An 18,493-nucleotide genomic window follows, 5' to 3' on the forward strand; every position below is an offset into this window, starting at 1 on the left:
CCACAAGCACAAATTGCCTATCAACATTTGATGTTTAATACCATTGAAGATGCTGATAATTTTACCGTTGATATGAACAATCCTTCTCAATGGTTGATCCGTGTTGGTGGACGTTTGACAAAAACTATTTCCACTGAAAACAACCGTCCAATGTCTTTCTATGGAAAAGTAAACTTGATCAAAACCTTTGGTGATAATGGTACCATCCAGATTAGCAGAGATTTTGACCTTGATCCTATGGGACCTGCAATTGAAGGCGGCGTTGGCATCAATGCGCAACTGTCTCACAACTTCTCCCTTCATGGTGATGTAAGTTATCAACAAAAGCTTCAGAAAACTGGTATAAGTGGTGCAAGCTTTTCAGGTGGTATACGCTATCAATTTTAAGGAAAGGAAATTCTTCTCGGAACCTCTTATTTTAAGCAGAGCAGCCTGTGCCCTACATGAGAAGGAAAGCACATGTACAAGCGTATGAGACTGAAAAAAGTGTAAAAGCGAGCGTTGCTTTCCCGTTCGTTTGCACAGAAAGGCTGCACAACTCTGTATTGTGCAGCTTTTTTAATTTTCTATAATATTATGTAGCCCTTTTGTTGATATTACCTCTTGTAAATAAACCCTGCTTTTCTTTTCTGCTAAAGTCCTTTTTATTCCTTAAAGAAACCTCTTTCTTCTTCATGCAGTAGATGTACTAGCTTTTCTTTAAAGGAATTCCCTTCACCTCTTTACGGCAGAAGATCTGCTGCAAAATACCTTTTTGCGCAGAAAATCCAATCAGGCATAACAAACATAACACAATGCTTTGTACTCAATTTATCTAAAATGCTCAGGAAATCATAAAGAAGAGCTAAAGCTTTATCAATCATCATAAGTATTATTTAAGTATATACATAAATATATTTTATATATACAGAAAACAAATATTAAATTCATTATGTGATTGAAATTATAATAGTTTATATTTAATAATTTGTTTTATAAATTATAAATTACATAGTTATTTACAAAATAAAAAACCATTTAATAAAAATTTATTATAGAATACAAGTAAATAATAAATTTACTATATAAATGTAAAAATAAATAAAGTATAAAATTATATAAATATTTTATATAAAAGTTAAAATAATATAACCTCCCGATGAAAATTGTGTGTTCTTTATCCTTTTTATAAGCGGGGAGAGAATATGCGGAGGCTTATAAGTTAAGGAAAATCTTCATGTCTAAAAAATTTTTACTATCCTGTACAGCTGTTGCGACAATCGCGCTGTTTAATGCTCATACTAATGTAAAAGCCGAAAAAATCTTAATGAATTTTCATGGAATAACTGAGGAAGCATCCAACTTCACTGTTGGCGGTATAATAGTGATAAAAGGTAGTGGAATAATTGGAAAAAATTTAGCAATAATTCACGACAGCAAAAACATGGAGGACGACTGGTTGAGCACTGTACGCATTATCGAACCTAATAGCTTTCTTGACTTATCAGAATCAACGATTAAGGCTAAAGAAATCGGTGTGATGGCAACAGACGGTGGTATAATAAAAATGAATGCAGTAGGTATTATTGCTCCTACAGTAGGCTTATTTCTCGAAGATAGCAAAAGTGATAAAAACAAGCTGAAAAATGTGACAATAACGAGCAGTAAAGATGACTTAATGGAAAAAGGAATAGCTCTTTATAAGGAAAGTAAAGTCATCTTGGAAAACGTAACAGTTACTCAAGTAAAAGTGGGTATAGAAGCGTTGGATAATTCTCAAACAACGGTATCAGGAGGATACTTTAATGCAAAAGAGCATGGAATATACGCTGGTACAGGCTCTACAATTACTTTAAAGAACAATGTTACAGTGTCCTCTGATGAATATGGCCTCAATGCAAATGGTGCACAATCCAAAATCACGATGATTGGGGGAACTGTAACTGGGAAAAAAATGCATTAGTTGCAGCAAATAGTGGATATATTGATGGCATAGATACCACTCTAATGGCAGATGGCAATGGAAAAGGTGCATGGGCTAACGGCCCCAACAGTACAATTGAATTGCATGGCAATACAACAATTAAAGAAGCTGCAATCGGACTTGAGGCAAACAGTGGTGTCATTCAAATGACAGGAGGATCTATCACTGTTTCCGAGACAGGGGCTTCTTTTGAAAACAGCAAGAGTGACAACAACAAGTTAGAAAATGTCGTGATAACAAGCAGCAGCAATGATAAACCGATAACCACAGGTGTAAGTGCTGATAAGGAAAGCACGGTTACTTTAAAAAATATCACCGTTAAGAACGCACAAAAGGCTCTCTTGGCTAATGATAATTCCCAAATAACGGTAACGGACGGCGGTTCCTTTGGCGGTGAGGTACAAGCCAAGCAAGGCAGCACAATTACTTTAAATGATAATGTTATAGTAACATCTGAAAATAATGGGCTTCACGCAGATGGTGAACAATCTAAAATCACAATGACTGGAGGAACTGTAAAAGGGCAAAAAAGTGCTCTGTTGACAGAAAATGCCGGATATATTGATGTCACAGATATCACTCTCACCACAGATAACAAAGGAACTGGCGCAAAATCCATTGGTCCTAACAGCATGATTAATTTGCATGATAATGCAACCATTAAAGAGGCTATCATCGGACTTGAAGCAAACAGTGGTGTCATTCAAATGACAGGAAGATCTATCACTGTTTCCGAGACAGGGGCTTCTTTTGAAAACAGCAAGAGTGACAACAACAAGTTAGAAAATGTCGTGATAACAAGCAGCAGCAATGATAAACCGATAACCACAGGTGTAAGTGCTGATAAGGAAAGCACGGTTACTTTAAAAAATATCACCGTTAAGAACGCACAAAAGGCTCTCTTGGCTAATGATAATTCCCAAATAACGGTAACGGACGGCGGTTCCTTTGGCGGTGAGGTACAAGCCAAGCAAGGCAGCACAATTACTTTAAATGATAATGTTATAGTAACATCTGAAAATAATGGGCTTCATGCAGATGGTGAACAATCTAAAATCACAATGACTGGAGGAACTGTAAAAGCAAAAGAAGCTGCATTTGTCTTAAAAGATGGCGGATATATTGATGTCACAGATATTTCTGCGAAAGCACAGTGCAATGGGATAAGCATTGATGACTCCAAAAACGATCAGACTTCAAGAATCAACCTGACCAATACAAACCTTTTTGTCGAAGATGGAACGGGTATTGTTGCCAACAATTCATCAAATGGTAAACTCAACCTCAAAGATTCAAAAATCAGTGCCGACAGATTATTCGTGGGTATAACTCATGATACGCCAAAACCTGATCAAATCTTTACACTCACCGCAGAAAACTCTCTCTTACAGGGGGGAGTAAGAAATGACGAAAACAGCAGAACAACTTTCGATCTCAAAAACGATACAACATGGTTCGTAAACACTAGCACAAAAGAAAAAGATGATGCGGGCAAGTTACTTGATATTGCCCAAAGATCTCATTCTGATGTTTCTATACTTAATCTCGACAATAGTTCCATTGTTTTTCAACAGCCGACAGAAAACCATTATCATACATTGCATATAGGTTCTGGGAAACCAGACACGCAAGCAGTCTACAATGCTTCTGGTGACGCAAAGATTTCTTTTAATGTTGGATCTGTTGAGAGCTCTGATATAATCGATCAAAAAAATGATCGACTTCTGATCCAAGGGGATGTCTTAGGTACAACAACAGTTTATGTTATGAGTGATTTCAAAGATAGCAATAATATAACAGAAGCTTTTCACCCTTCTTCTAATACCAGTGGAGTTTCGCTCATTCAAGTTTCCGGGAAAGCAGATGAAAATTCCTTCAAATTAGCCAATGGTTATATCCAAGCAACTGGTTCACCTTATAAATATAGGCTTACCGCTTATGGACCAACATCCAGCTATGGTGCTGCAAATGAAACACTAAACCTGTTGGGAGAAAATGATAATTTCTGGGATTTCCGTTTGCAGAAATTTATTTTACCACAAGTAGCGAGCTATTTGGCCGTACCTAATGCTCTCTTCTACGCTGGTTTTATCGATATGGCTCAACAAAGTACTCTGTTAGCTGATCTGAGAACAACAGCTATAGGGATCGAAGATAACGTCAAAAAAAATGGATTCTTTCTCTCTTCCTATGGAAGTATCGCAACCCTATCGTCACAACAATATGGCTATAACACAAACATTCGCTATGCTGCTACACAAGCAGGTTTTACAGCTTCTGCACAAAAGAGCCAAAATACAATCCTATATTGGGGTCTTACCGGAACCTATGCTCAATTATCCCTCACCCCCCAAAATATAGAAGATGCAGACAAGAGTACGCTTAACAAATGGGCAGTCACAGCCTACAGCGGTATAGAGCATAATAGCGGTTTCTATATGGATACACTCTTCTCTTATGGGATCTGGAAAGGAAATATCTCTACAGCCATCGCTAACAGTACCACTAAAGTCGATGATATAAAAATGTTAATTGCCTCAACAACAATAGGTCAAAAATTCACAACGGGTATTAAAGCCCTCACGTTTGAACCCCAGGCACAACTTGTTTACCAGCGTCTAATCTTTAATGCCTTTTCTGATGCTGATAATCTTAAAGTTGATATCGGTGAACCTTATCAATGGTTAGTACGCATTGGTGGACGTTTGACAAAAACTACTACCTCCACAGAAAAGAACCGTGTCATTTCTCTGTATGGAAAAGTGAACTTTCTCAAAACCTTTGGTGATGATGGTACCATCCAGATTGGCAGAGATTTTGACCTTGATCCCATAGGAACAGCAATTGAGGGCGGCGTTGGCATCAATGCACAACTGTCTCACAATTTCTCTCTTTACGGTGATGTAAGCTATCGACAAAAGCTTCAGAAAACTGGTATAAGTGGTGCAAGCTTTTCAGGTGGCATACGCTATCAGTTTTAAGGAAAGTCTGTAAATAGCCTATTCATTCTATTCAATTTAACAAAAAAGGCAGTATACATACTGCCTTTTTAATCTATGTAAGCTACTATTCTTATCCCCTGAAACTTTTTTCTTTTCTCCTCAATGATCTCCTTCCCTCCTATTTACACGAGTCACGCGGCATATTCATTATCGAATTTGTCTATAAAGCTAAGCAAAGTGTATTTTTAGATAATAAAAAGAAGACTACATTGGAAAAGATAATGATAAAAGAAACTCTCTCTTCATACCTTTTCTATGTTTATCCTCCTGTTTCTTCAATCCATTAGCTTAACACCACCCTGTAAGGATTCATTTATATGTCCATGTACCGTTTTTAGGCAAACCATTTTGACAATGCTTATCCCTCTAATTCCATACAGTATATTGATTTATAAAGATAATTCTTTGTTTTCCATGTTGAATGAGAGTCCCTAATATCGTAGGATTCTCTCATTTCAAACTTGTTTTATGTTGAAACAATTAAAAATTTTCTTGCACGTTACAAGCAGGGCTGGCGTGTGGAGAAAAGTTATATAAGAAAAGCCTGAGAAGTCCTCTCATGAACTGTCTCAAGAACCAAGGGCTTGTCACAAACATTGGGAGCTAGCAAAGTGCGATGGGCTTGCTCCTTCGTAAGCGTAAAGATGATGGAACTCTATGGCTTTAGCGTTATAGCATTCATGAACACCATCGCGAAATGGGCTGTGCTTCCTTAGAAAAATGGACTTTGCTACCCTTAGCCTCTTTAAAGAAAGCCTGTGAATAGCCCCCTCATCTCTTCTTCTTATAGCAGAAAAAATTTGCTGATCGTTTTGGTGAGTGCATCAAATAATACATCTCAACACTATAGAGCTTTTTATAACGATTATCTTTAATAGACAATTTTTAAATATCATACTTCATAGTGCTTTTAGCATAAGCTTAACCAAGCTAGGTTTTATGAAATCCACTTTTCTCAACTTTTTATGATCATGAAAAAAGTTTTTCTGAAGCAAAACTTCAAATCATAGAGAACATCATCGATATAATTCGTTTTGTTATTTACAATAAAAACATAATGATATAGAAACTGTCTGGGTACTTGCGCCATCAGGGGAATGAAGTAAGCATCAAAGCATACCAAATACTAAAGGCATATCTATGTGTAAGAAATATATTTATAAGAAAAATTTTTTGTTATGTACAATTGCTGGAACTTTGATTTTTTCTCATTTCGGTTCAACTTATGCAAATACATCGGCTCCTGAAACTCCTGGAATTTTGGGAAAGATTGAATTAAATAAGGGAGAAGAAAAGACTTTAAATAATGTTCTTGTCCGCGATAAAGGACCTGGAATATTAGCGCATGATAAAGCAGCTATCACAATTGTAAAATCAACAATACACACGGAAATGTCTGCACTTTCTGTATCAGAAGGTGGACGCATTCATGCTAAAGAAATTAAAGCAAATACAGTATACAAAGGTTTAGAAACAAAGAATGGTATAATCAACGTTGAAGATTCAACCATAACCGTCCAACGAGGAGGTGCCGGTGGTATCGTTTTTTATGAAACAAAAGATTCTTCACTGAAAAGTGGAGAAAAAGTTGTCAATAAGGTTGTTCTTAGCAATACAAAACTTCTTGTGAAAAACGGTACCGGTATTCTTGGTCCCTACTGCTCAAGAGCCGTTGCTGAAGTTCAACTTAAAGACTCAGAAATTCGATCTGACGTATTATTGAGAAATAAAACGAAACGTAAATATTATGACAACGATACTCTTCCTGTAACTTTAGCATTAACCGCTGATAATTCAACAATAGAGGGACGAGCAAGAACTTTAAAAGTCAATACAACGGTTTTGACTCTGAATAACAAAAGCAAATGGTACTTAAAGACCTCTCAAGAGGAAGTCGATACTGACTTTAATGTGTTTAACTATGAGCTCAGTGATATTAAACAACGAGCCCTTTCTACCGTTTCAGTACTGAATCTTAATAATAGTTCTATCATATTTAAGACACCACAAGGGCGGGAAAAAGATCATTATCATACCTTGTATGTAGGGCGAACAGCTGAGGTTCGTAGACCTGAGGGAAGTACAATCCCCGATATAGAAAGCACTTATAATACAGTTTACAATGCCACAGGCGATGCAAAAATTTATTTTAATATTGAATGGAGTGATGGTCTAGTAAAAGAACAGCAAAAAGCTGACCGCCTCCTTATACATGGTGATGTATCAGGCAGCACAACAGTCCATATCAAGAACCTTGCGAAAGGTGAGATATTAAAAGCTGAAGATTCTGTGTCTTCGAATATGCGTGGTCTTTCACTCATTCAAGTTTCTGGAAATGCAAATGAAGATTCCTTCAAACTTGCACACGGCTACACCACAATGGGGGGATTGCCCTATAAATATATACTCAAAGCCTATGGTCCAACATCCAGCCATGGGACAGCCGATAGCACACAAAGTCATTTTAGCGGAATATCACAAGAATCAAAAGAAAATACCCTCAAAGACTACACAATCTACACGATATCAGCATCAGGAACAATGATTGAAGGTGTTTCACCAAAAGAGAAAGAAGCGCAAAATACCGGTTCATCATCCCTTGGACAAGCAAACAACGCACAAAACATCTTGGAAAAAAATCAGAATTTCTGGGATTTTCGCTTGCAAAATGCGACTCTCGATAATGAAGGAAAGATCAGAGCTCTCGTTCCTCAAGTGGCAAGCTATTTGTCCATGCCTAACGCACTATTCTCAGCTGGACTGGCTGATATAAACAATCAAAACACTTTACTCAACTCGATGCAGGAAAACACCTTTGAGACAAAAGATCATAAAAACAAAGGAGTCTTCTTCTCAACTTATGGAAATAAGATGACATTATCCTCTCACCGTACGCCATTACAATATGGCTATGGTGCCGATATTCACTATGCAGCTTTACAGGCAGGCATTACATTAGCAGCTCTAGAAGATCAAAATATGACCGCCAATTTCGGTCTTTTGGGGACATATGGGAAATTAGCTTTCACCCCTAAAGACATGGAAGGTGCTGACAAGAGTACACTCAATAAATGGTCAATTACTGCATATAGTGGGCTGCGCCATAATAATGGGATATACATCCATGCGCTCTTCTCCTATGGAATGCTCAAGGGAGATATCACCACAGCTCTCATAGGAAAGACTGCAGAATTGAAAAATGCTGATACATTCAGTGCATCAGCAACCATTGGACAAAAATTCGAAACCAGTAAGAAAGGATTGGTCTTTGAACCACAAGCACAACTTGTTTATCAACGCCTCATGCTTGGCACACTCTCAGATGTCGATGGCTTTGATGTGGATATGGGAAATCCTTATCAATACTTAGTGCGTGTGGGTGGACGCTTAACGCAAACGAAGCTTTCTATTGAAAACGACGGTATTCTTTCTTTCTATGGTAAACTAAACGTTGTTAAAGCTTTTTCTAACAATGGTACGATACAGATTGGTGAACCATTCCACCTTGATTCTATAGGAGCTGCCCTTGAAGGTGGATTTGGTGTAAATGCACAATTATCACAAAATATCGCCCTTCATGCTGATGTTAACTACCAATATAAGCTTCAAAAAACTGGTATATCTGGAGCAAGCTTTTCAGGTGGAATACGCTATCAGTTTTAAGAAAACGCAAAAAACAATTTATATTCTATTCATTTTAATAAAAGGCAGTGCAAATGTGCTGCCTTTTTACAATCTATCGGAAAGAACCGTTAACAACTATTCTTTCTACCACCTTTCTTGAGCCAATTAATCTCACTCAAACCAAATGTAATAAAATCTGTTATCTCTAAATGAATACTGAATTCTCAAGAGAGCTGCCTTTTTGATTTATAAAAATCAAATGCTTTTAATAAAATTTTTTGTATTTTAAAACACGTAATAAATAATTCTCTGTGTAAGAAAATCAATTAAAAGCTTTTTGTAAGCACAAAGCAACAGCTTCTCCAAAAACTTTGTAGAGTTTCCATAACAACAGCCTTAAGCAACAAACATCCTTGCAAAATATTTTGTTTCTTAACACTTTTAAACGGAATACTGATCAATCTAGCTTTTCTGCAATTCATAGTTTCCAACTGCAATTTTTATTTTAAAAGCTCTTCTAAAATCATTTTTTTAACGATAAAGAACACGACGCAATGTTTCGTTTTGTTGTTTACAATAAAAACATAATGATATAGAAGTTGTCTGGGTACTTGCGCCATCAGGGGAATGAAGTAAGCATCAAAGCATACCAAATACTAAAGGCATATCTATGTGTAAGAAATATATTTATAAGAAAAATTTTTTGTTATGTACAATTGCTGGAACTTTGATTTTTTCTCATTTCGGTTCAACTTATGCAAATACATCAGCTCCTACAATGGTTATGGCTCGTGCGGATAAAGCAGGAGAAGAAAAAACCTTTAATAACGTTTTTATCCGCAGCGCATATACAACAGTGGTTGCTGATGACAAAGCCTTTATCACCATTACAAATTCAACAATGCGTTCAGACTCAAATTTATTTACCGCAACAACAAGTGGACGTATTCATGCTAAAAAAACTGTAGGAAAATCAAATTCCCGTGGTTTAGAAATTTCAAACGGCATCATCCATATTGAAGATTCAATCATAAATGTTTCCGGACATCACAAAAGTCGTGGTATCCTTTTTGATTACATCCCAAGTTCCCAAGTAAAAGAGGGCGAAAAAGTTATCAATAAAGCAATTCTTACCAACACAAAACTTCTTGTTGAAAATGGTATTGGTATTCTAGGACCAGATTATGCAAAATCTGTTGCTGAGGTAGAACTTAAAAGTTCAGAAATTCGTTCTGATATATTATTAAAAAATAAAATCCCAGAAAACTCAAAAGATATCGATCCTCGCACTTTTATATTAAGCGCTGACAATTCGATTATAGAAGGACGAGCAAAGACTTTACCTCAAAATACAACGATTTTTACTCTCAATAATAACAGCAAGTGGTCCCTAAAGATTAGTCAATTTGAAGTAGACAAAGAATTTGACAGCTCTAAAGGATACTTGCTCACTGATATTAAACAACGTGCACAGTCTATTGTCTCAGTATTGAACCTTAATAATAGCTCTATTATATTTAATGCGCCGCATAAACTAGCAGACAATCAATATCAAACCTTGCATGTGGGAAAACAGCCAACAGCTGAAGCTGCAAAAGCAGAGCAAAACAGAAGCTTCGATGCAACAACGGTTTACAATGCATTGGGCAACGCAAGGATTTACTTTAATACCGAATGGAGTAATGGTCTTATAAAAGAACAACAAAAAACTGACCGTGTTCTCGTTCATGGTAATGTCTCAGGCACCACAACGATCTATTTCAACAATCTTTCAAAGCGTGCAGAACCATTCGATGATGATGAAGTTTCAATTCCTTTGAATGCGCGTGGTCTCTCACTTGTTCAGGTGTCTGGAAAAGCAGAGGAAGCCGCCTTCACGCTGGCAAATGGCTACACTACAATGGGTGGATTGCCCTATAAATATGTATTAAATGGCTATGGACCAACATCCAGCCGTGGGAGAGCTGACAAACAGCAAAGTCTCTTGCAAGAAAGTGAAGAGTTTTGGGATTTCCGTCTACAAAATGCGACTCTTGATGATGAAGGAAAAATCAAAGCTCTTGTTCCTCAAATGGCAAGCTATTTGGTTATGCATAATGCAATATTCTCCTCTGGCTTGGCTGATATAAACAATCAAAATACACTGTTAGATAATATGCACTCAACAGTTTTTGGATTAGAAGGTCATAAACAAAAAGGGATATTTTTATCGACTTATGGCAACAAGATGACGTTATCTTCCAGCCGTAGTCCATTGGAATATGGTTATGGTGCTAATGTTCACTATGCTGCTATACAAGCAGGCATGACATTAACAACGTTAGAAAATCAAAATATAACCGCGAATCTTGGTCTTTTAGGCACATATGGAAAGCTCGCTTTTACGCCAAAGGACATGGAAGGTTCTGACAAAAGCATACTGGATAAATGGTCCTTTACGGTATATGGGAATCTCCACCATGACAATGGTCTCTATATTAATGCACTTTTCTCCTACGGCATTTTAAACGGACATATTACAACAGCCCTTATCGGCAACACCACAGAATTAAACAATACGGATACATTAAATATATCAGCTACCGTTGGACAAAAACTAGCAACTGGTGTTGAAGGGCTGTCTTTTGAACCACAAGCACAACTTATTTATCAACATATTGCCTTTGGCACTCTTTCAGATATTGATGGCTTCCAAGTTAATATAAAGCCCCCTTATCAATGGTTGGTCCGTATTGGAGGGCGTTTAACAAAAACAATGCTTCCTATTGAAAAAGATCGTGTTCTTTCTTTTTATGGTAAATTGAATGTCATCAAAGCTTTTGGTGAGGAGCGCACTATCGATGTTATGGAATCTTTCCATCTCGATTCTATGGGCTCTTCCCTTGAAGGTGGGCTTGGCATTAACGCGCAGCTTTCTAAAAATATCGCACTTCATGCTGACGTTAATTACCAACATAAACTTCAAAAAGCTGGGTTCTCTGGAATTAATTTTTCCGGAGGAATGCGTTATCGCTTTTAGAAATCTTAGCTCTCTATTTTGACGCATAAGCAGCGCTGAGATGAAAACAGTGCTGCTTAACTACATTACAAAAAACCGTAATGTGTCAAAAAGTGGTTCATTTTTAGCAAAATAAAGAAAATATCTTAAGGAACATCTCTATGCATAAGAATCTTTTGTTATGTACAGCCGCTTGTGCTTTATTTTTTTCTTCTTTTAACTTCACATCTACCAGCACCGCCTCTGGTCTAAGCCCCCAGGAACGCCATGCCATTGAAGAGATTATGAAATTACCTGAACAATATCGCCATGCCATTGATTTAATAAACACACCAACACAAGCAGAAAAGAATCTTGAGAAGATCGCCTCTGGCGCCATGATGGAAGATAATTCGTCTGTTAGGAAGATGCTCGAAGAGTATTTAAGATCTGTCAATAAACAATTCTCAAATGGACTCTATAGCTCTGTGGATAATACTATAGATGTGAATAATACTGTAGATAATATTATGGCTAAATATCATCATCTGGATATGCAACACATGATGAAGGCCAATGCACAGCTTGATCACTTACGACAAAGCCGGTTGATAAAGGCAGGGAATTTATTACGTGGCTACGACAAAGCAGTTTCCGATGCCGTAAAGGCGGCAGCAATCCTTGAAGCTGATAACCAACAGCGTGTTAATGCTGCACACCAAGAATGGGTGAGCCAAGACAATCGTGATTGGCACAAACTGCAAAATAAAGCAGAAATATTACATAAAGCAGCACAAGTGGATAGTGCTTTACAAGGACAAAACAAGGAACTTTCCAATACTTTACGCAAAGCAGTATTAGAGACTTTGAACGCGGATGGAATAACCAACGTGGAGAGAAAAGAAAAAACATCCCCTCCTCCAACGGACACTTCATTCACAAGAACAGATCATGGAATGAGACAGCCTAAAATAAATGAAAATTCGCAATCTGATATTGATCCCCAAACAAACACCACTTCCTCAGCATCGAAAACGACTCTTCCATCCGAAAAAGCGCATATGAATTTGCTCCCAAAGGTTGGAAATACTGCTACCGCGGCTACAGAGAGCACCTCTAAACTTACAGATGATGATAAAGCAACTGCAACTTCTACTTCTCTTAATGGGACAGCAAAAAGCACAATTCTTACACCACAAGAAGAAAGCTCTTTAGTCATGCCTATCGCGATGTTTGCTGTCGGGTTTAGTGATGTCAACAATCAAAATATCTTGTTAGACAATATGCAAATAACAATGTTTGAGCCCAAAGATCATCCAGAAAGAGGCGTTTTCTTATCCTCTTATGGCAATAAAAGCACCTTTTCTTCCAAGGTTCAAGCAAAACAAGATGGTATCCAAGCAGATATTCGCTATGCTGCATTGCAAGCAGGAGCAACATTAATAGCGCTAAAAGATCAAAATATCAGCAGCAACTTTGGTCTTTTCGGAACATATGGGAAATTATCTTTTACTCCTAAAAACAAGGAGAGCTTTCAAAAAAATATGTTTGATAAATGGTCACTCACCGCATATGGAAATATTCAGCATGACAGTGGCATCTATGCAAGTGCATTTCTCTCTTATGGAATTTTCAAAGAAAATCACGCTACAGCTCTCATCAAACATACCTCAAAAGTGAAGAATAGTAAAACATTAGGAGCCGCTGCAACTGTTGGTCAAAAACTGTCAACCAGTTTTGAAGGTGTAATCCTAGAACCGCAAGCACAACTTGTTTATCAACGTCTCATGCTTGGTTCTTTATCAGATAAGAGCTCTTTCTCAGATGACGATAACTCTAAAATAGACATAAGCAAACCTCATCAATGGTTGCTCCGTATTGGTGGACGTTTGACACAAAACAAAGGCCATGCCCTTTCCTTCTACGGAAAACTGAACATGATCAAAACTTTTAGTGAAAACTTTTCGCTTGCTGCTATGGAATCTTTAATTGAAGGTGGTTTTGGTATTCAGGCGCACTTATCGCAAAATATAGAGCTTCATAGTGATATCAGCTATCAACATAAATTCAAAAAAGCTGGCATCTCTGCAATAAATATTGCCGCTGGAATGCGCTATCACTTTTAAAAATACTTGTATTCCTATCTTGAAATATAACGCGCTCTCATTATGTTTCGTTTTGTCTCTTACAAAAGAGACATAATGAGGCCAAAGTTTTATTTTTTATGAGAGAGGGGAGAAATATTTTAGGAATACATCCATATGAAAAAAAGCTTCTTACTATACACAGTTTCTGGAGTTCTGTTTTGTTCTTTCACCAGTATGTCTTATGCTATTCATAGTACAAATCCATCAACAACGATAGATTCTTCTTCTCTACAACCTGCTCGTGTCAAGTCACAAATAAATCTATCCGGAGTTTTTGATCCGTATAAAAATCTATATGATGGAATCGGACAAGTTATGCCATCATATCCATCTTCAACCCCTAATGGCCTCCTTCCCCCTACAGCACCTAGCTCCACAAGAACGAGCGCAAGCCCTATTTCTACAGGAAGTAAACTTACAACGCCTACTTCTACAAGCACTCTACCTCCCAAAACACAACTTGAAGGAAATTCAGCTGGAAATATAATTTCTTCTTCAAAACAAAACTCTGATCTTAGTCAAGGAAGTACACAAACACCAAAGACTAAAGTTACAGAAGGTGTACAATCTAACCCTACAACACAAAACACTCCTATTATACAATCTTCAACAACAGGAATGGAAGCAAAATCTAGAAGACGTTCAGGGGCGCCCTCCTCTTCTGCAGACTCTTCCAGCGAAAAAACACTATCGAATTCTGCTGTGTCTTCACAGCCAGAACCTACACAACCTTCACCGAATTTACAACCAGCACTTACAAAGTCTGAACCTACAAGAACGGAACCTACAAAACCAACAACAGAGCAAATACCAACATCTAATGAACCAGAACTCGCACAGCCAATATCTTTAAGAGTAGAAACTGAAAAACCAACATTACTGGTACCACCAAAATCTGCAAAACCAGCGCCAGTGCAATCTTCATCTGCACAAAAAATATCTGAAAAATCAGAGATTGAAAAACCAATATCACCAATAAAACAACCTGAAAAGTCTACACAAATTGAGGATATAAGCGCTGGAGTTGAAGCTAAAAACGGTAAGATCATAACGCTACATAACAAAAAAATTCAAGACAATGGTTTTGCTGTACATGCAGAGGGAAATAATTCAAAAGTCAACATGATAGGGGGAACAGTTGATGCGCGTTTTGTTGCACTAAGCGTATCAGATGGTGGAGAAATTGATGCTACAGGCATTACTGTAACAGCAGAAACAGCTGGTTTGGTAAACATGGAGGGCACAATCAAACTTAAGGATTCAAGCGTACACGTCACGGGAAATTATGAAGCAGACGGTATTATTTTCCGCAATAATCAATACTATACCCCTAGAAAACGATATACACGCAATGCTGAAAGGAATAACAATGTCGTTCAAGAACAAGATGTAGCCAATATTGCTGATAAAGTAACCCTAGAGAATACAAAGCTTTTCGTTGAACATGGTAGCGGTATCAACCTTTATGGAACAGGCGTAAACGGGGAAGTCAACCTTAAAAATTCAGAAGTTCATGCCGATATTTTATTAAAAAATATCAAGAACGAAAGTGCCTCCACAAACACCATTACATTAGTTGCAGACCACTCTTCTTTAGAAGGTCGGGTAAGAACTTCTAAAGATAATAGAACAGTTTTTGATCTAAAAGAGGGGACGAAATGGCTTTTAAAGGCGAATAAAAATGCCACAAATAATGATAATATTTTAAATGACTATAGACAGTTTGGTGTTGATGAAAAATCATACTCTAATCTTTCTGAATTGCACCTTACAAACAGCGCCATTATGTTTGACAAGCCCATTGAGGGACATTATCAAACTCTGTTTATAGGACCTAATCTTTCGCAAGAAGACGAAACGACCCACACAGCAGCGGTTTATAGTACAACAGGTGTTGCAGAAATTTATGTAAACACTCAATGGGATAAACATTCTCCTATCACGGAGCAACAGACTGATCGCATTGTGATTAATGGTGATGTCTCAGGAAGTACTGTTGTTCACATCAATCTCCAAACCGATAGCTCTGCTGTTTGGGAAGAGAAGATGGCTTCTCTTCCTTTAGGGACACATGGGATTTCAATCATTCAAGTTTCCGGACAAGCAAACGAAAATTCCTTCACGTTAGCAGGAAACTATATGACAATAGGGAAACAACCTTATAAATATGTACTCACAGGCTATAAGCCTGGAACATCTCATGAGAGCCAAAATCTTTTTGGCAAGAAGAATAGTGATTTCTGGGATTTCCGCTTACAGAATGCCTACATTGATAAAGACAAAAAAGTTCGGGCCCTTTTACCACAGGTAGCAAACTATTTAACCATATCTAATACTTTATTTTCTGCTGGATTTACTGATGTAAACAATCAAAACACGTTGTTAGACAATATGCAAACAACAGTATTTGGGGCAAAAGACAATAAAAAGAATGGTATCTTTTTCTCTTCCTACGGCGAGAAGGTCACCCTATCTTCCAACCGCGATCCACTGCACTATGGTTATGGTGCTGATGTAAACTATACTGCCTTACAATTAGGAGGCATATTAGCCGCCTTAGAAAGCAAAGACATAAGCGCATATTTTGGTCTTTTAGGAACGTACGGAAAGCTTGCCTTTACGCCAAAAGAGATGCAAGATTCTGAAAAGACAACGCTTGATAAATGGTCACTTACCGCTTATAGCGGCATCCAGCATAGCAATGGTATATATGTCAACGCTCTTCTTTCTTACGGAACCTTAAAAGGAAATATTACCACAGCTCTTGTTAGGAATGCCGCAAAATTGGATGGTACCGAGATGCTTAATATATCTGCAACCATTGGTCAGAAATTAGCAACCGATACAAAAGGGCTTGTCTTTGAACCACAAGCTCAATTCATTTATCAAAATCTCATGTTTGATATTTTCTCAGATACCAATGGCTTAAAAGTAGACATGGGCAATCCACATCAATGGTTGATCCGTTTTGGTGGACGTTTAACAAAAACGATAATGGCTGTTGAAGAAAACAAGGCTGTTTCCTTCTATGGTAAAATGAATGTTATCAGAACTTTTGGCGATGGTAAAACAATAAAAATTGCTGATACCTTTCATGTTGATCCTACCGGCTCTTCAGTTGAGGGAGGCATGGGGGTGAATGCATATCTTTCTCAAAATATCGTACTAAACGCCGATATCAGCTATCGGCAAAAACTGCAAAAAGCCGGTGTATCTGGCACCAATTTGTCTGGCGGAATACGTTATCGTTTCTAAAGCAGAAGTTAATTTTAACTTAAATAAAAAAGGCAGCACAAAGTGCTGCTTTTTTATTTAAATTTATATATTTTTTTTAATTCTCAAAAATCATTATCACATCAAAGAAGATTTTGACTTATAATATTTCTTTTGCATATTGAATAAAAAACTAAATACCATAACATTCTCTCATCAAAATACCCCATGCATAAAATTTTATGTCTTATATTATCACCACACCTCAAGCGATGATGTTTTTACAGCACAACAGAATAAGCATTCATGCCGATTTAAAAAAAGGCAGCCCCTTCTTCGCTGTGGACGCTCCATTTATTTTAGATGATATACATTTAATATACCTGCTATAAAGACTAGTATCTGGTATAAATTCTTAAAGGCAAGTTTTTCCTCTAAAATCTCAATGCTACAGCAGCTCCATTATAAGACAAGATATTGATTTATAAAGACAATTAATTTTTTTCCATGTTAAATGAGAATCCAGAATATCGTCAGATTCTTTCATTTTAGACCTGTTCCATGTTGAATCAACAAAAACCATATCTCTTACAAGTGACAAGGGGGAAGAGCCATAGGGATAAAAAACTATTAAGAAAGGATTAAAAATGCCTCTAATGAACTATCTCAAGTGCCAAGGGGCTGTAGCAACATTGGGATCAAACAAAGAATATGACAGTGTTGAAAAATATAACAATATCAACTTGCTCTTTTATTAAGCATAAAGATGGTCGCGCCCTATAGATTTTATATTATTTCCATGGGAACTTTCTTATTATACCATTCACAAGCACCGTTGCATCAAAGATGTCGTTGCGCCGCCCCACAAACACCATCACAAAATAGACTTGAGAGCTTAGATATCTCTTTAAAACAAGGTCGTGAATTAGGAATAACAAATCCATTCTATTTTGAGTATTTTGTCGTGCATGAAGGACATGCCCGCAGTAAAAAACACAATAAAAAAAGCGTGAAACAATGCGGAATCTTCATTATTTAACAGATAGTGCTTTAGATACTTTTGAAAGACATAAAGCTAAATTAAAGAACGGCGGAACAGAGGGAAGCTGATTTCTACCTCTTTATTCTTTCCCAATGAGATTGCCTCCCCATTTCAAATATTACGCCAACAAAGATATACGCACTATATCCACTCAGATCTGGATGCTCTCTCCAATCTGGTATACAAAAACTAAAAACAGCAGAAGAGAATATTAAACCGCTTTAATTTTTGTCTCAAACATATAGATTTAAGCAACTAACCGCTTCATATCACCACACTTCAAAGGACAATACTTCATGAAGCTTATAGGCAATATTCATCACATACTCTTCATCATTCATGCTTTTTGCTGACTTGGTGGTTATAGCAGAGTGAACGCACCCGATCCCATCACGAACTCGGCCGTGAAACGCTCCAGCGCTGATAATATTTTACCTTAAGGCAAGGGAGAGTAAGTCGCCGCCAGATCTGCTAAATGCATGCAAAAGACCAATGTATAAACCTTACATTACCACAGCCCCAAGG

The 18,493-nt window shown here is 37.3% G+C and carries 7 protein-coding genes and 1 rRNA gene; all 8 read left to right on the forward strand.

Annotated features, from left to right (window positions below; genetic code table 11):
- Positions 1–387, forward strand: a 387-nt coding sequence (locus ACFIL3_RS07590) for an autotransporter outer membrane beta-barrel domain-containing protein (RefSeq protein WP_375682006.1), incomplete at its 5' end; no start/stop codon positions are given.
- Between the two features lie 829 nt (positions 388–1,216).
- Positions 1,217–1,942: a right-handed parallel beta-helix repeat-containing protein gene (locus tag ACFIL3_RS07595; RefSeq protein ID WP_375668472.1), complete on the forward strand. Its 726-nt coding sequence runs from the start codon at positions 1,217–1,219 to the stop codon at positions 1,940–1,942.
- Positions 1,943–1,986: 44 nt separating this feature from the next.
- Positions 1,987–4,944: an autotransporter outer membrane beta-barrel domain-containing protein gene (locus ACFIL3_RS07600; RefSeq protein WP_375682007.1), complete on the forward strand. Its 2,958-nt coding sequence runs from the start codon at positions 1,987–1,989 to the stop codon at positions 4,942–4,944.
- Positions 4,945–6,105: 1,161 nt separating this feature from the next.
- Entirely contained in the window at positions 6,106–8,628 is a 2,523-nt protein-coding gene (locus tag ACFIL3_RS07605) for an autotransporter outer membrane beta-barrel domain-containing protein (protein ID WP_375682008.1), read from the forward strand.
- Between the two features lie 631 nt (positions 8,629–9,259).
- Complete coding sequence (locus tag ACFIL3_RS07610; protein ID WP_375682009.1) at positions 9,260–11,608, forward strand: autotransporter outer membrane beta-barrel domain-containing protein; 2,349 nt, start codon at positions 9,260–9,262, stop codon at positions 11,606–11,608.
- Between the two features lie 140 nt (positions 11,609–11,748).
- Complete coding sequence (locus tag ACFIL3_RS07615; RefSeq protein WP_375680977.1) at positions 11,749–13,692, forward strand: autotransporter outer membrane beta-barrel domain-containing protein; 1,944 nt, start codon at positions 11,749–11,751, stop codon at positions 13,690–13,692.
- A gap of 135 nt (positions 13,693–13,827) precedes the next feature.
- Positions 13,828–16,968, forward strand: coding sequence for an autotransporter outer membrane beta-barrel domain-containing protein (locus tag ACFIL3_RS07620; protein WP_375682010.1), 3,141 nt, complete (start codon positions 13,828–13,830; stop codon positions 16,966–16,968).
- A 1,353-nt stretch (positions 16,969–18,321) separates the two neighbouring features.
- Positions 18,322–18,436: ribosomal RNA gene (rrf, locus tag ACFIL3_RS07625) — 5S ribosomal RNA — on the forward strand.
- The last annotated feature ends 57 nt before the right edge of the window (positions 18,437–18,493 follow it).

The organism is Bartonella sp. CE47NXGY (genome assembly GCF_042195415.1).
In the GTDB taxonomy this organism is placed as follows: Bacteria; Pseudomonadota; Alphaproteobacteria; order Rhizobiales; family Rhizobiaceae; genus Bartonella.

Coding starts and splice junctions, on each gene's coding strand:
- ACFIL3_RS07595 (WP_375668472.1), top strand. CDS start 1,217: ATGTCTAAAAAATTTTTACTATCCTGTACAGCTGTTGCGACAATCGCG.
- ACFIL3_RS07600 (WP_375682007.1), top strand. CDS start 1,987: ATGGCAGATGGCAATGGAAAAGGTGCATGGGCTAACGGCCCCAACAGT.
- ACFIL3_RS07605 (WP_375682008.1), top strand. CDS start 6,106: ATGTGTAAGAAATATATTTATAAGAAAAATTTTTTGTTATGTACAATT.
- ACFIL3_RS07610 (WP_375682009.1), top strand. CDS start 9,260: ATGTGTAAGAAATATATTTATAAGAAAAATTTTTTGTTATGTACAATT.
- ACFIL3_RS07615 (WP_375680977.1), top strand. CDS start 11,749: ATGCATAAGAATCTTTTGTTATGTACAGCCGCTTGTGCTTTATTTTTT.
- ACFIL3_RS07620 (WP_375682010.1), top strand. CDS start 13,828: ATGAAAAAAAGCTTCTTACTATACACAGTTTCTGGAGTTCTGTTTTGT.